This is a genomic window from Streptomyces xanthii (assembly GCF_014621695.1).
Classification (GTDB): Bacteria; Actinomycetota; Actinomycetes; order Streptomycetales; family Streptomycetaceae; genus Streptomyces; species Streptomyces xanthii.
The window spans coordinates 2869226-2885014 of record NZ_CP061281.1; the positions used below are offsets into that span (position 1 = coordinate 2869226).

General features: G+C 72.7%; 10 protein-coding genes. 4 read left to right on the top strand and 6 right to left on the bottom strand.

The window, feature by feature from the left end; genetic code table 11:
- Nucleotides 1-82: 82 nt before the first annotated feature.
- Both IAG42_RS12865 and IAG42_RS12870 read left to right on the top strand, forming a co-directional pair.
- A complete protein-coding gene (locus IAG42_RS12865) occupies nucleotides 83-1639 on the top strand; it encodes an MFS transporter (RefSeq protein WP_188337158.1) in 1557 nt (518 codons plus the stop codon).
- A gap of 5 nt (nucleotides 1640-1644) precedes the next feature.
- Complete coding sequence (locus IAG42_RS12870; RefSeq protein ID WP_188337159.1) at nucleotides 1645-2253, top strand: TetR/AcrR family transcriptional regulator; 609 nt, start codon at nucleotides 1645-1647, stop codon at nucleotides 2251-2253.
- 204 nt (nucleotides 2254-2457) lie between these two features.
- On the opposite strand, the gene IAG42_RS12875 is transcribed toward IAG42_RS12870, so the two are convergent.
- The 5 genes from IAG42_RS12875 to IAG42_RS12895 all read right to left on the bottom strand — a co-directional run bounded on the left by IAG42_RS12875 (nucleotide 2458) and on the right by IAG42_RS12895 (nucleotide 11198).
- Complete coding sequence (locus IAG42_RS12875) at nucleotides 2458-4800, bottom strand: galactose oxidase early set domain-containing protein (protein WP_188341345.1); 2343 nt, start codon at nucleotides 4798-4800, stop codon at nucleotides 2458-2460.
- 104 nt (nucleotides 4801-4904) lie between these two features.
- On the bottom strand, nucleotides 4905-6122 hold the full coding sequence (locus IAG42_RS12880) for a glycosyltransferase (protein WP_188337160.1): 1218 nt from the start codon (nucleotides 6120-6122) through the stop codon (nucleotides 4905-4907).
- Entirely contained in the window at nucleotides 6119-7738 is a 1620-nt protein-coding gene (locus IAG42_RS12885; RefSeq protein WP_188337161.1) for an ArnT family glycosyltransferase, read from the bottom strand. Before IAG42_RS12885 ends, IAG42_RS12880 begins: the two co-directional genes overlap by 4 nt.
- Nucleotides 7735-9021, bottom strand: coding sequence for a glycosyltransferase (locus IAG42_RS12890; protein ID WP_188337162.1), 1287 nt, complete (start codon nucleotides 9019-9021; stop codon nucleotides 7735-7737). The genes IAG42_RS12885 and IAG42_RS12890 overlap by 4 nt, the downstream gene beginning before the upstream one ends.
- A gap of 146 nt (nucleotides 9022-9167) precedes the next feature.
- The gene (locus IAG42_RS12895) at nucleotides 9168-11198 is read right to left on the bottom strand and encodes a thioredoxin domain-containing protein (RefSeq protein ID WP_188337163.1); all 2031 of its coding nucleotides are present in this window, start codon (nucleotides 11196-11198) and stop codon (nucleotides 9168-9170) included.
- A 101-nt stretch (nucleotides 11199-11299) separates the two neighbouring features.
- Here IAG42_RS12895 and IAG42_RS12900 point away from each other — a divergent pair, with 101 nt between their 5' ends.
- The gene (locus tag IAG42_RS12900) at nucleotides 11300-11908 is read left to right on the top strand and encodes an antibiotic biosynthesis monooxygenase (protein ID WP_188337164.1); all 609 of its coding nucleotides are present in this window, start codon (nucleotides 11300-11302) and stop codon (nucleotides 11906-11908) included.
- Nucleotides 11909-11929: 21 nt separating this feature from the next.
- Here IAG42_RS12900 and IAG42_RS12905 read toward each other — a convergent pair whose 3' ends face one another.
- On the bottom strand, nucleotides 11930-12361 hold the full coding sequence (locus tag IAG42_RS12905; protein ID WP_188337165.1) for an MmcQ/YjbR family DNA-binding protein: 432 nt from the start codon (nucleotides 12359-12361) through the stop codon (nucleotides 11930-11932).
- Nucleotides 12362-12489: 128 nt separating this feature from the next.
- Here IAG42_RS12905 and IAG42_RS12910 point away from each other — a divergent pair, with 128 nt between their 5' ends.
- Nucleotides 12490-15693, top strand: a complete 3204-nt coding sequence (locus tag IAG42_RS12910) for an ATP-binding protein (RefSeq protein ID WP_188337166.1) — start codon at nucleotides 12490-12492, stop codon at nucleotides 15691-15693.
- Nucleotides 15694-15789: the final 96 nt, after the last annotated feature.

Genomic DNA, 15789 nt, shown 5'->3' on the forward strand with positions numbered 1-15789 from the left:
GGCACTCGCCGCGGCCCTTTCGCGTGCCCAGAGAGAGAGTTTTGATTGACATCCACTCCCAAGTGAGAGCTACTCTCATTTCATGGCTACTGTCACTGCACAGACGGAAGCGCGCCCGGACCCCCGGCGCTGGTGGGCCCTCGGGGCCCTGGTCGCGAGCATGCTCGTGCTCGGCTTCGACATGACGATCCTCAACGTGGCGCTCCCGAGCATCGCCGCGCAGCTCGGCGCCGACACGGGCGAGCAGCAGTGGATGGCGGACTCCTACATCGTGGTGTTCGCCGCGCTGATGCTCCCGGCGGGACTGCTCGGCGACCGGTTCGGGCGGCGCCGCATGCTCATCGGCGGGCTCGGCGTCTTCCTCGCCGCGTCCGTCGTCGGCGCGCTCTCCTCCGAGGTGACGTGGGTGATCGCGGCCCGCGCGCTCATGGGCGTCGGCGCGGCCTTCGTGATGCCGCTCGCCATCTCCGTCCTGCCCGGCCTGTTCCCGCGCGCCGAGCAGACCAAGGCCGTCGCCATGATCTCGGCGGCGTCCGCGCTCGGCCTGCCGCTCGGCCCGATCATCGGCGGCTGGCTCCTGGACCACTACTGGTGGGGCTCGGTGTTCGTGATCAACGTGCCGATGGTCGCGATCGGCATCACCGCCTGCCTCTTCCTGCTGCCGGAGACCCGCGACCCGGCCGCGCCCCGCGTCGACGTCCTCTCCACGGTCCTCACCGCGGTCGGCCTCGGCGCCCTCATCTACGCGATCATCGAGGGCCCCGGCAAGGGCTGGAGCAGCGGCACCGTCCTCGGCTCCTTCGCGGCGGCCGCCGTCCTGCTCACCGCGCTCGTCCGACGGGAGCGCCGCAGCCCGCGCCCCATGCTCGACCTGTCCCTGCTCGGCAACCGGGGCTTCCTGACGAACACGCTGCTCGCCACGCTCGGCATGTTCGTCATGTCCGGCCTGATGTTCGTGCTGCCCCAGTACCTGCAGGCGGTGCTCGGCACGGACGCGCTCGGCACCGGGGTGCGGATCATCCCCATGATGGGCGGGATGCTGCTCGCGGCCCGGCTCGCACAACCCCTCGTCGACCGGTTCGGGGCGCGGTCCGTGATCTGCGTGGCGCTGGTCGTGCTCGCGTTCGCCGGGTTCCTCGGGGCGCGGACCACCGTCGACTCCGGGTACGGGTTCACGGCGCTGTGGCTGAGCATCGCCGGCGTCGGCTTCGCGTTCGCCATGATCCCCGCGATGAGCGGGGCCCTCACCACCCTGCCCAAGGACGAGGCGGGCCGCGGCTCCGGCCTGCTCAGCACGGTGCGGCAGACCGGCAGCGCGCTCGGCGTCGCGCTGCTCGGGGCGCTGGTCGCCGGGGCGTACTCCGCGCACCTGGACACGGGCGGGCTGCGCGGCGCGGCGGCGGACGCGGCCGGGGACTCGGTGATCGGCGCGCACGTCGTCGCGGGGCGGCTCGGCGACCGGGCGCTCGCCGCGTCCGCCGACGCCGCGTACCTGCACGGCATGGACCTGGCGCTCGTCGTCATCGGCATCACGGCGCTCGCCGCGGCCGTGCTCGCGGCGGTCCTCATGCCCGGCCCCCCGGCGACCGGCGGGCCCGGCAAGCAGGTGGCCCCGGTCGGCGCCGATGCCCGAGAATGAGGGTCATGGCCGCCTCAGCACAGACCTCGGAGCCGCGCATCGGGCTCCGGGAGCGCAAGAAGATCAAGACCCGCACGGCGATCCGCGAGGCGACGTACCGCCTGATCCGGGAGCAGGGCTACGACGCGACGACCGTCGAGCAGATCGCCGAGGCGGCGGAGGTCTCCCCCTCCACGGTGTTCCGCTACTTCCCGACCAAGGAAGACATCGTCCTCACCGACGAGTTCGACCCGATCCTCGAGCGGGAGCTGCGCGCCCGCCCCTCCGACGAGTCCATCGTCGACTCCCTGCGGCACGTGATCGACCACAGTCTGCAACTCGCCGTACAGAGCGAGGACCCGGAGACCTCGCGGCTGCGGATGCGGTTGCAGGTGGAGGTGCCGGCGGTCCGGTCACGGATGATGGAGTCCATGTCCGTGACCGGGCAGATCGTGTGCCGGGTCGTGGCGGAGCGGACGGGGCGGGATCCCGGGGATCTCGAGGTCCGGGTCTACGCGATGGCGGTCGTCGGAGCGCTGATGGAGGCCACGATGTACTGGGCCGAACGCCCCGACTCCGTCGAGTTGCGGGAGGTCGTCCTGAGGGCGCTGGACACGGTGCAGCGGGGCCTTTGAGGGGTCGAGTGCCGGGTGCGGGTGGGTGGGGGCTGGTCGCGCAGTTCCCCGCGCCCCTGAAATGCATGCCCTTCGGGCGCATTTCCCCGATCAAGGCGCAGGGCGCCTTTCATCTGGGGAAGGCGCGGCGAAGCCGCAGCCTTCCAGGGGCGCGGGGAACTGCGCGACCAGCCCCCACCGGGGGCGCACCCGGCAACGAGACCGTCATCGGGCAGACGCGTCCCCCCGCCCGCAAGCGACCCCGTCCCCGTTCCGGTCCAGCCGCAGCGGATCATCGGCCCCGTTCACCACGAGCCGCCCGAACCTCTGTTCCGCCAGCCAAGCGCAGCGCGCCCTCGTGGACGACTTCACTTGGGGCGGGAAGACAGTAGGGACGCACACGTTCGCCGAGCCGTAGTGCCGGTCGCACCCGGCGACGACCGGGCTGACCGGCGCCGACTTCCGTGCCGCCCGCTTGCCCTTCGGCTCGGCGGCGAGCCCGTCCGCGAACGAGTGGACGTGCGCCGAGACATCCCCGGCGCCGGAGACCGCGGCCCCGGTCAGATGGACCCACTCGGCGACGGACGGCACCCCGTTCGCGTCCACCGCGAAGAGCATGTACCACCCGGGCGGCGCCAGGTTCGGGTTGGACGTGACGTTCAGGTCGACGTTCGCCCCGTCCACGGACAGCGGCAGATCCACGAACCGCTGATTGGGATCCGACGAATGCGTCACCGCCGCCGGGCGGATCAGCTCGGCCTTGGCGATCGGCCGGTCGACGGTGATCCGCTGCGTGTCCCCGTACTTCCACTCCTTGTCGATGACCGAGGTGATCTTCGGCCGGGCGCCCTTGAGGAGATAGGGCGGCGTGTAGATCGACACGTTGTGGTTCCAGGAGCCGTTGCCCGGGTTGTCGCCGGTGGTCATGACGCGGCCGTCGGGGAGCAGGAACGCGGAGGAGTGGTAGCCGCGGGCCTCGGGGTCCGGGGCGACCGGGTCGAAGGTCGTGGTCTGCGGGTCGAAGATCGAGGACTCGTACACGGGGTCGGCCCGGTTGTGCAGGGCGCCGCCCGTCTCCAGGACCTTGCCGTCGGGCAGCAGCACCGCGGAGACGTACATCTTGCCCTGCGCGCCGGTCTCGGGCTGCGGACCGTTGCCCAGGTCGACGGTGCCCTGCGGGAGCTGGGGCCCGGCCACGTACGCCGGGTTCGGCTGCTTCAGGTCGATGACGTCGACGAGGCGGCCCGCGTCCGGGTTGGAGTCGATGTTGCCGCCGCCCATCGTGAGGACCTTCTGGTCCTGGGCCGGGGGCAGCAGCACGCTGGCGGACTGGTCGCGCTGGTCCTTGTTCTGGAGGCCGGGGACGTCCGTGACGGTGTTCTTGTCGTAGTCGTAGACGGAGGCGCCGGTGCCGGGCGTGCCGTTGCCGAAGACGTGGCTGCCGGAGTAGAAGAGGCGGCCGTCCTGCATGAGGATCATCGACGGGTACAGGCCCCAGTACGACCAGGTCTGGTGGACCAGCGACAGCGGCAGCCACTCCCCCTTCGCCGCGTCGAAGCGCTCGGCGGTGACGGAGCCGGTGGAGTCCTCGCGCAGGCCGCCGAACGACATCACGTCGCCGTTGCCCATGACGGTCGCGGACGGGTACCAGTGGCCGTCGTTCATGTCGTTCGTCTTGGTGTACGACTCGGTGGCCGGGTCGAAGACGTACGAGTCCTTGAAGCCCTCGTAACCGTGCGAGCCGTCCTTGGCCGGGTACGCCTTGTTGCCGCTCATCACGAGGACCCGGCCGTCGGCGAGCTGCACGTGGCCCGCGCAGAACATGTCCTTCGGCGTCGGGATCGTCTTGTACGTGCCCTTCTCCGGGTCGTACACCGCCGAGGTGAAGGTGCCGGCCGCGAACATCTCCTCGCTGTTGCCGGAGCCCGCGATCAGCAGGATCCTGCCGTTCCTGAGGACGACGGAGTGCATGGAGCGGACCGGGTTCTGCGTGGGCAGCACGTCCCAGCGGCCGTCCGCGCACTCCTTCTGCGTGCCGGTGCACCCGGGTTCGGGGACCGGGTCCGCGACCTGTTCCATCGTGTAGTCGTCGGTGGTCGCCGAGCCGGTGCCGTAGACGGAGACGCCCCAGCTGATGCGGTCGGTGCCGGGCGGCACCTCGGGCGTGCGGACGGCCGCCCGGTCCCAACCCGCGCTCATGTCCAGGGTCTTGAGGTCGGTCCAGTACTGCCAGCCGGCGGTCGTGTCGTGCCGGAACAGCGTGACCGAGGCGTCCGGCGTCGTCGTCTTGTACCAGAGGCCCAGGTCGTACTGCTTGCCGACGGTGACGGGCGGCGCGCAGTCGGCGGACTCGGTGATGAGCGCCTTGCGGTCGCCGTCGACGCGGCGGGTCAGCTCGACCTTCATGGCCTTGGTGCCGGTGCGGGCGTCGGCGGTCGTCGTGAACGTGAAGTCGTTGTCGCCCCAGCCGGACTTCTCCCAGCAGGCCGGCATGTCGCCGGTCCCCGCGGTCTCGAAGCCGGGGTTCTTGATGAGGTTCGCGGCGGAGGCGGGCTGCGGCACGGCCATCAGGAGGGAGGCCGCGAGCGCGGTCACCCCCGCGAGGGCCGTTCTCCGGGTGGGCCCCGGCCGTCTCGTGCGCGACGTTCGTGTCCTCGTACCTGTCGTGCGGCTCACGCGGCGGCTCCTGTCGCGGTCTCGGCGGTCGGCTCGGCGATCTCCGGTGGGCCGGACACCTGCGGTGTCCCGGGCTTCTTGGTCCTTTTCGCGTAGACGAGCGCCTCGGTGCCGGCGAAGCGCAGGACGAACGTGGTGACGAGCGCGAGCGCCGTCGCGGGCAGCACGGCCAGGCCCAGTTCCCGGACGAACAGGGCGATCAGCGGGATGCGCAGCACCAGGTCCGCGTTGGCGAGCAGGGCGAAACGGGCGGTGCGGTCGGCCCAGTGGCGGTGGCCGCGCCGGGTGCGGAAGAGGAGGCCCTCGATGAGCAGGAAGTTCCAGGCGACGCCCGCCTGGTTGGCGAGGACCTCGGCCGGCAGGTAGTGCAGGCCCGTGTGGGTGAGGGCGGACAGGGCGAGCAGGTTGGGCACGAAGCCGGTCAGGCCGATCAGGCCGAAGACGAGCATGCGGGCGAGCGGGGCGGCGGTGCGCAGTTCGACGAGGTGGCGCAGATAGCGCAGGCCCTCGCGCAGGCCGGACTTGGACTCGCCCGCGTGCCGCTCCTGGAAGACGAACGGCACTTCGGCGACGCTCAACCGGCCGGTGCGGACGGCGAGTTCGAGCAGGATCTTGTACCCGAGCGGCTTGAGGGCGTCGGGGTGGACGGCGGCGCGGCGGATCGCGAAGAAGCCGCTCATCGGGTCGCTGATGCCGCGCAGGGCGCGCGGGAAGAGGCCCTTGGCGAGCCAGGTGGAGGCGCGGGACACGGCGACGCGGTGGCCGCCGGACAGCCCGGCGCGGCTGCCGCCGGGCAGGTAGCGGCTGGCGACGACGAGCTGGGCGCCCTCCTGCTCGCCGGTCGCCACCAACTCCGGCACGAGGGACGGCGGGTGCTGGAGGTCGCCGTCCATGACGACGACCCAGTCGGACGTGGCGGCGCGGATCCCGGCGACGACGGCGCCGCCGAGCCCGCCGGTGGGTTCGTCGCGGTGCAGGACGGTCACCGGGAAGGGGCAGTCCTGGGCGATCTCGCGGATGACGCGAGGCGTCTCGTCGGTGGAGTCGTCGACGAAGAGGACCTCGCAGGGCAGCCGGTGCGGGACCGACTCCGTGACGCGGTACAGGAGTTCGGCGATGTTGTCCTGTTCGTTGAAGGTGGGGACGACGATGGTGACGGCGCCCGGCTCGGGCACCTCGGCGCCGTCGAGTTCGGTCTCGGGGTGCACGGTCATCGGCTCCCGCCTCCCTGGACGCGGCGGATCTCGATGCGGTCCGGGCCCTCGCCGAAGGTGGCGACGGGGGTGGAGTGCCGCAGCGCGTCCCGTACGTTCGGCAGGTCGGCGGCGTCGCGGCGCACGGTGGGCGAGGCGACCACGTAGTCGAGGTCGCGCCAGCCGTCCGGCATCGTCCTGGTGACGGCCGGGTCGAGGTCGGCCTTGTAGAACCAGATGGCGCCGAGGCCGGGTTCGTAGCCGGCGTGGACGAGGTCGAGCCAGAGCGCGTCGTCGACGAGGACGCGGGTGGAGGCCGGATCGGGGACCTCGCTCGCCATCCAGGCGGCGGCGCCCCGGTACGGCGCGTTCGCGTCGACGGTCATCGCGGTGCGGTCGCCGTCGTACCAGCGCGGTGCGACGAGAGCGGCCGCGCAGGCGGCGAGCACCGCGACGGCGGTGAGGCGCAGCCCGCGCGGCGCCCGGCCCCGGTGCACGAGGGCGTGGACGACTCCGGCGGCGGCCCCGGCGAGGACGAGGGCGAGGAACGGCAGCGCCTGCACGATGTACATGGCGGGCAGATAGCCGGTCGGGCGCATCGCGACGAGGGCGAGCACGGCGACGGCGAGCGCGGGTCCGGCGAGGGCGCGGGCGGTGACCGACCAGCGCAGGGTGACGAGCAGGAACAGGGCGGCGGCGAGCCCGCCGATGGGCAGCACCCGGTCGTAGTAGAGCCAGGAGTGGAGCACACCGTGCGAGCCGGAGCCGGCGTCGAGAACGAAGCCGGAGCCGGGGCGGCTGAGCTGGTAGCTGATGCCGTCCCACAGCGAGACGTGCCCGCCGCCGGGGAACAGCTCGCCCTTGAGCAGGGCGAACAGCGGGTACGAGAGGCCGACGAGGGCGCACGCGGTGACCGCGCCGGTGAGGGCGAACTTGCGGGTCGCCGGGTGGCCGTGGCGCCACATGGTGACGAGCAGCGCGGGCAGCAGGACGAGCATCGTCTCCTTGGAGAGGACGCCCGTCGCGGCGGCGAGTCCGGCGGCGAAGTGGTGCCACAGGTGCCGGCTCGGGGACGCCGCGAGGCAGAACGCGAGGAGCATCCACATCACGGCGATGTTGTCGAGGAAGATCTCGCGCTGGAGCACCACGGCCAGCGGGGAGAGCCCGAACAGGGCCATGCCGAGGCCGGCCGCCCACATCGGCAGCCGCAGCCTGCGGGCGAGGACGTAGACGAGGACGGCGCTGACCGCGCTGACGCCGAGCATGGCGAGCCGCATGGTGCCGACGGTCATGGCGGACGGGTCGGCGAGCGCCGGGATCCAGCTGACGGCGGCGAGCTGGAGCCAGCCCAGCGGCGGGTGGTCGTACCAGTACGTGTAGTGGGCGAGGCCGTCGCCCTGCTGCACGGCCCAGGCCTGGGCGAGGTACGTGCCCTCGTCGTCGCTGAAGTTGGGGTAGCCCGCGATGTTCCAGCCCTGGACGAGGACGATCGCGGCGAGGAGCACCCCGCACAGCGCGAGGTCGGCCGGTGAGCTGCGGAAACGGACGGCGCGGACCGGGGTGCGCAGGCGGGCGGGGACATGGGTGGGCTGCGCGACCGGCGTGGAGCTGCCGGCCGCGGGGAGGGTGGCGGTCACGCGGGTACGTCCTCTCGGGCGGCACGCTCGGCGGGCAGATGGGCTCCTACGTGACTGGTCAGCTCCCAGTCGCTGCGGCCGCGCTGCTCGCGCCAGACGGCGCGGATCGCGGCGCCGGCGAGGAGCAGCTGGTAGAAGGGCCCGCCGGCGATGAGCTTGAGGTAGTGGACGAACCGGACGCGCATCCCGTACTGCTTGCCGAAGTCGTGCAGGCCGACGACCTCGAAGACGAAGGTCACGAACGCGGTGACGGCCGGCAGGAAGGTGATGAAGGCGATGCCGACGGGGACGTCCATGAGGAGGGCGACCGCGGCGTTGAGCGGGATGATCAGGCCGGTGAATGCCTGCATGAACGGGGTCATGAGGGTGTAGCGGGCGAGCATCCGCTGCCGGAGCGTGGGCAGTTGCTTCCAGTCCTTCTTCCGGTAGACCTGGAGGAATCCCTGGTTCCAGCGGGTGCGCTGTTTGAGCAGGGACAGCAGGGTGCCCGGGGTCTCCTCGCGGGTGACCATGTCGGAGTCGTAGGCGACGACGACCTTCTTGCCGGTGCTGGACAGGCGCACGCCGAGGTCGCAGTCCTCGGCGAGGCACTCGGGGTCCCAGCCGCCGGCTTGTCTGAGCACGTCGGTGCGGACGAAGACGGTGTTGCCGCCGAGCGGGATGAAGCCCTTCTGGGCGTGCAGGTGCAGCCGGGAGCGGAACCAGAAGAAGTACTCCAGGCAGTTGCGCAGGCTGTACCAGCTGGAGTGGAAGTTGATCAGCTGGACGCCGCCCTGCACGACGTCGGCGCCGGTGTCGCGGAAGGCGTGGTCGACGTGGGCGAGCAGGTCGTGGTGGACCTGGTCCTCGGCGTCGAAGACCCCGACGACGTCGCCCCGGCAGTACGGGAGCGCGGTGTTGAGGGCCTTGGGTTTGTTCTTCCTGGCGTGGGTGTCGACGACGACGCGCACGCGCGGGTCGCGGGCGGCGGCCCGCTCGGCGACCTCGGCGGTCCCGGGGTCGTCGTGCCCGACGATGACGATGATCTCGAAGTCACGGTGGCCGGACTCGAGGAGCCGCTGGACGGTGTGATCGAGCACGGCCTGCTCGTGCCGGGCGGGCAGGAGCAGCGAGAAGGACAGGGCCCCGTGATCTCCGGGGGCCGCGAAGCGCGTGGAGGCGAGCACCTCCGGCGTGCGCCAGGCGTGCATCTGCCACCACAGCGTGAAGGCGGCCATCCAGAACAGGGCCAGTGATATGGCCGCGACGAGCGCAGCACTGAGTATCGCGCCGGCATCGGACATGCCGACGACATCGGTTGCAAGCAAAAGATCCCCCCAGATCCCCCTAAGTGCGACATTCAGCCACACTCACCCCACCGATGGGCTGAGGATATGGGGAACCTGTGAAGGAGGGGAACCTGTTCGGATAAATACCGTGCTAAGCCGCGTTAACCCTGCGTTTCACCCAAGATGCGCGTCAGTCCCCCGACGTCGGTCACGGGCGCGTCGCAGACGAAGTGGTGGCACACGTAGACGGTCTCCCGCCCGTCCACCTTCGGCCGGTCCGCGAGCAGCGGGAGTTCGGTGCCGCCCTCGGGCCCGGCGGCGACCACCGCGCCGGGCGCGGTCGCGGTGAGCGCCGCGTGGTGCATGCGGCCGCCGATCTCCCCGATGACGGCGACCTCGCGCGGCCCGTCGAGCAGCGCCTCGGCGACCGCCAGGCCGTTGCCGATGAACCGGGGCGCGCGCGGACCGAGCGCCTTCACGACCCCCAGCGCCCGCTCGGCGGCGGCGCGGTGCGGCTCGGACCCGGTCTGCGCGGCGTACGACAGGAGGGCGCCGGCGGCGGCGGTCCAGCCGGACGGGGTGGCGTTGTCGGTCGGGTCCTGGGGGCGGCGGATCAGCTGCTCGGCGTCGGCGGCCGTGTCGTACAGGGCGCCGCTCTCCGGGTCCACGAACCGGTCGAGGACGTGGTCGAGCAGGAACCCGGCGAATTCCAGCCACACGCCCTCGCCGGTCACCGACGCCAGCGCGAGGAAGCCCTCGGCGACGTCCGCGTAGTCCTCCAGAACACCCGCGTTGTGCCCGGCGTGGCCGTCCTTGCTGGTGCGGGTGAGACGGGCGAGCGGGTCCATGTGCAGGCGGACGAGCAGATCACCGGCGCAGACGGCGGCGTCGACGAGGTCCTGGCGGCCGAAGTAGGCGCCGGTCTCGGCGAGCGCGGCGATCGCCAGGCCGTTCCAGGCGGCGACCACCTTGTCGTCCCGTCCGGGCGCGGGGCGCCCGGCGCGGGCCGCGAGCAGCCGCTCCCGGATCCGCTCGACCCGGCCGGCGTCGGCGACGCCCTCGGTCTGCGGGAGCCGCAGCACGGAGGCGCCCTCCTCGAAGGTGCCCTCCTCGGTGACCCCGAAGTGCTGGGCGGCGACGGCCGCGTCCTCGGCGCCGAGCACCTCGGTCAGCTGCGCGGGCGTCCACACGTAGTAGGCGCCCTCGACGGACTTGCCGGTCGTCGGGTCCTCGCTGTCGGCGTCGAGCGCCGAGGCGAACCCGCCCTCGTTCGTGCGCAGTTCGCGCACCATGAAGTCGGCGGTCTCCAGCGCGACCCGCTTGGCGAGCTCGCTGCCGGTGCTCCGCCACAGGTGGGCGTAGGACCGGCACAGCAGCGCGTTGTCGTACAGCATCTTCTCGAAGTGCGGCACGGTGAACTCGCGGTCCACGGAGTAGCGCGCGAAGCCGCCGCCGAGCTGGTCGTAGATCCCGCCGCGGGCCATCCGCTCGCACGTGTCGACGGCCATCTGGAGGGCACCCTCGGCGCCGGTGCGCGCGTGGTGGCGCAGCAGGAACTCGATGACCATGGACGGCGGGAACTTGGGCGCCCCGCCGAATCCGCCGTACGTCGCGTCGTACTCCCGGGTCAGCCCGAGCAGCGCCGCCGCGAGCTCCTCCTCGCCGGGCACCCGGGTGTCCCCGTACGGGAGTTCGCGCCGCGCCAGATCGGCGGTGATCTTCCCGGCGACCTCGGCGACCTCGTCCCGCCGCCCGGTCCACGCGTCCCGGACGCCGCCGAGGACCTGGGTGAAGGAGGGCATGCCGTGACGGGGCTCGGGCGGGAAGTAGGTGCCGAAGTAGAACGGCTCGGCGTCCGGGGTCAGGAACACGGTCATCGGCCAGCCGCCCTGCCCGGTGGCCGCCTGCACAGCCTCCATGTAGACCGCGTCGACGTCCGGCCGCTCCTCGCGGTCGACCTTGATGTTCACGAAGTGCTCGTTCATGGCGGCGGCGGTGGCTTCGTCCTCGAAGGACTCGTGCGCCATGACGTGACACCAGTGGCAGCTGGAGTACCCGACGCTGAGCAGCACGGGCACATTGCGCCGCCGCGCCTCCTCGAAGGCCTCCGGGGACCACGGCCACCAGTCGACCGGGTTGTCGGCGTGCTGGAGCAGATAGGGCGACTGGGATGCGGCCAGGCGATTCACCATGCCCGCAGTATCGCAGCCCGCTCCGGCCGTGCCCGCTTGCGACGTCCTCGGCACCGGAGGAGTGTCGTAAGCAGGTACACAGAGAGGAATGGGGGCCGGTCATGCATGTGCGCACGACTTATGTGACAGGCGATCCGGGCAAGATCGACGAAGCCCTGGACGGCCTCCGGGCGGAGGCCGTGAAGCTGCTGTCCGAGCAGCCGGGCTACCGGGGATACGGACTCTTCGCCGACCGTGAGATCGGCAAGATCGTCATGGGGAGCTGGTGGGACTCCGCCGAGCACGCCCACGGCAGCGACGACCAGCTGAAGCAGCGCCGGGCGGAGCTGCTCTCGCCCTTCGCGTCGTCGATGTCCGTGATGACGTTCGAGGCGCTGGGCTACACACGCCGTCCGCAGGCCGCTGCGGGTGCGGGGTTCCGCCTCGCGCGCTTCCAGATACCGCCGGGCGCGCTCGACGACCTGGCCGGGCTGTTCCGGTCCACCGCACTGCCCCGGTTCGAGGAGACCCCGGGCTTCGCGGGCGCGGCACTGCTCGCCGACCGCGCCACGGGCTTCGGCTCGGTCGGCACGATCTGGCGCGACCGCGAGGCGCTGGCGGCCTCCCGCGGCACCCAGGCGGGGACCCGGGCGAAGGCGACCTCGGAGGTGCCGATGAACGTCATCGCTCTCGAGGAGTTCGAGGCGGTGATTCTCGAGCGGCTCGACTGAGCGCACCTCCGCCGTGCCCCGTCACCCCGCCGGGCCGCCCCGCTCGTCGAGGGCCGCCACCCTGCGCGCGCCCGCGACCTGCCGGTAGGACGCGTCGAGGAGTTCGGCGACCTCCTGCCAGTCGACGTCGTCCGGGGCGGTGGCGCCGCCGGCGGCGAGGTCGAGGCCGATCCAGCCGGAGGGGGCGAGATAGGCGGGGGCGAAGCAGCGCGGGTCCTCGGCGAGGGCCGCGCGGTCGCTCTCGTCCGGCAGGACGAGCAGGGCCCGGTCGTAGCGGACGCGGGTGCCGGCGGATCCCTTGGTCGAACCGCCGTACCAGGCGAAGTACTTGCCGGCGCGGAAACCGGGGCGGCCGTGCGCGACCTGCTCCTCGGCATCCGGGAAGGCCAGGGCCACCCGGCGCAGGAGCACCAGATACGGGTCGTCTTCGTCGAACATGACGGGGTGGGGCATGGCTGGATGATGACACCCGCCCCGCCCGGGCCGCCTCATCGCGCGATCGCGGGACCCTCGCGCCTTCACCCCGTACGCAGCACACTTGTCCGTGAACTGACGGGATGTCGATCGGAGGGGGACCGAGTATGCGAGACAGCCACCGGGCGGAGGCCGAGCGGCTGTTGGCCCGGGCCGTCGAGGAGGAGGTCAGGCGCTCCGGCGGCCGGGTCGACGGGAAGGTGCTGCTCGCGCGGGCGCGCGGTGCGCTGGACGCGATGGGACAGACCGCCGTCGAGGAGTACACCGCCTACACGGGGGCGCTCGACGCGGCGTCGGCGGGACGGATGACGTTCGGGGAGCGGTTCGCCAAGGAGGGCGGGTCGACTCCCTTGATGGTGGCGGGAGTCGGGGCGGTCACCGCGTGCGTCGCCGACCTGGCGCTCGGCGCCGGGACCGGGGTCGCGGTGGGCGCGGGCGCCGCCGTCGCCGTGCTGGGCGCGGCCGCGACGGTCGCCAAGGTGACGGCCGCTCATCTGCCGGCGGCGAGCCGCAGCGCGGGCGCGGCGAGCCAGCCCGGCGGCCCGGAGCAGCTGCGGCTCCAGTGGCTGACCGCGCTGGAGGTGCGGGGCATCCGGCCGTTCCTGGACCAGCAGCGGGTCCTGGCGGCGAGCACCGGCGCGGGGACGGGCACGAAGAAGACGGTCGTGCCGCAGTTGCGCGGGACCGACAAGAGCGCGGCGGCCCGGAGGCGGACCGTCCTGGAGCAGTCCTTCGGCCAACTCCCCGAACCCGACGGACCGTTCGCGGGCCGCAGGGCCGCCCTGTCGAGGATCACGCAGTGGGTGCACGCGGCGCGGGCCAGTACGCAGACGCGGCCCACGGTGGTGGTGCTGCACGGGGCGCCCGGATCGGGGCGCACGACGCTCGCGGTGCGGGCGGCGCACGAGCTGCGCGACCAGTTCCGCGGGGCGTGCGTCGTGGACCTGCGCGGGGACCGCTCGGACGCGGCGCCGCTGTCGACGCGGGACGCGCTGATGCACCTGCTCAACCGGCTCGGGGCGCCCCGCGAGCAGCTCCTGTTCCGGGAGCGGTCCTCGCAGGACCAGCAGGTCAAGCGGCTGAGCGAGCTCTACCACCAGTATCTGACCGGGCTGCCCGTCACGATCGTCCTGGACGACGCGGCCGACGCGGCGCAGGTGCGCGCGCTGATCCCCGAGCGCTCCGACAGTCTCGTCGTCGTCACCTCCCGCAAACCGCTCGACCTCGGCGAGGACACCCCGGCGTGGGTGCACCAGCTGCCGGTGGAGGCGCTCGACGCGGCGGGCGCCGAGGAGCTGCTGCGCGAGGCCGCCGAGGACCCTGAGGGGCCGTACGACGCCGAAGCGACCGATGCCGTACGGGAGTTGTGCGGCGGGCTGCCGCTCGCGCTGCGGATCGCCGGGTCCGCGATCGGGCCGCGCACCCCGCGCCGGCTCGCCGCGGACCTCGGCGCGTACGGGCCGGTGGAGCCGGTCGAGCGGGTGCTGTGGCTGCGCTACACCGACCAGTCCGAGCAGGCCCGCCGGCTGCTGCGGCGCCTCGCGCTGGCCGGCCGGGCCTCGCTCGGCGCGGCCGCCGCCGCGGCACTGCTCGCCACCGACACCAAGGAGGCGACCAAGCATCTGACGGCGCTGTCCCGCGCCGGCCTGATCGACCGCGTGCGCGGCAGCCGCTACCGGCTGCACGACCTGGTGCGCGGCTTCGCCCAGGCCCGGCTGGCCGACGAGGAGGAGCCCGCCGAGCGCACGGCCGCGCAGGAGCGCCTGATCCAGAACTACGCGGATCTCGCCGACTCCGTGATCCGCCTGGTCGACGGCAACATGTCGACGCGGGCCGGGCAGATGGGCCCGCACGGGTTCACCTCGCTGGACGCGGCGCTGCGCTGGCTGGACGACGAGTCGAGCTTCATCACGGCGGCCCTGCGGCACGCGGAGGGCGTCAACCAGGACGCGGTGCTCGGCCTGCTCGGCGCCCTGTGCGACTACTGCCTGCTGCGCGGCGACCTCTACCGCCTCGGCGAGATCAGCGAACTGACCCAGGCCATCGACCAGGGGCTCCTGGTGCGCTCGGTGCAGTGGCGCACGGGCATCGCGGCCCGCCAGCTCGGTGAGCTCGACAAGGCCCGTACGACGCTGTCGTCCGTGGTCGACCTGTACCGGGAGGCGCACCACCGGGCCGGTGAGGCCCGCGCGCTGTGCTCGCTCGGCATCACGCTGCACCACCAGGGTCAGCTCACGGAGGCGAGCGCGAAGCTGCGCGAGGCGCTCGACCTCCAGACCACCCCGGAGACGAAGGGCGACCGGGGCTGGACCCTGCACGCGCTCGCGGCGGTGGAGCGGGACCGCGCGCACGTCCGTGAATCGCTGGAGCTGCTCACCGACGCGCTCGCCCTGCACCGGGAGAACGAGTCGCTCCACGGCGAGGCCTGGGCGCACTTCCAGCTCGGCCAGCTGTGCCTGCGCATGGGCGACGTGGACCGCGCCGAGGAGCAGCTGCGCACCGCGCTCGACCTGTACGGCCGGACCCGGGACGCGCGCGGCGAGGCCTGGGCGCTGACCCAGCTGGCCCGCACCCGGCTGGTCGACGGCGACGCGTCGGCGGCGGTCGACGGACTGCGCCAGGCCGCGTCCCGGCACCGCGACAACGAGGACGCGCGCGGCGAGGCCTGGACGTACTACTACCTGGGCCAGGCCCTGGAGGAGACCGGCGACCTCGACCAGGCGGTGCGCGACCTGGAGCGCTCCCGCACGATGTTCTCCCGGATGCGGGACGTGTACGGGCTCGCCTGCGCCCGGCACCACTCGGCGCGCGTCACCCGCGACCAGCGGGCCGCGCAGACCGGCTCCCTGCGCAACTCCGGCTTCGCCCGCCAGCTCCTCGTCGACGCCCGCGCCGACTTCCAGCGGATCGGTGTCGCGCACGGCGAGGCGTGGACGTGCCTGGAGCTGGCGGTGGTCGACGCGGGCAACGCGCGGCTCCAGCAGGCGCTCGACCTGTGCGAGGAGGCGCGGGGCCTGTTCGCCTCGTACGGGGACCGACGGGGCGAGGAGTGGGCGGCGTTCCTGCGCTGCACGCTGCTGCCGTACGCGTCGCCCGGCGGCTCGGAGGTCGGCACGGCCGTCGCCCAGGAGGAACTGGCGGCACTGACCCGCACCCCGGCGCCGACCCGCGACGGCAAGCTCGACGACTACGTGAGGGCGTACGGGCTGCTCCTGGAGCGCGGGGTCGACCTGGACGCGGGCTGGCAGGCCTGGCGGCTCGGCATGGTCCCGAGCCGGCACGCGCGGGACGTGATGGGGGTGACGGACTGACACCGGGCTGACGTGCCGCCAGCTCCTCACGGTTGCACAACGATGTGCAGGTTACGTTCGGTAACCTGCACGCACCCCCTTCACACCGCCCTTACT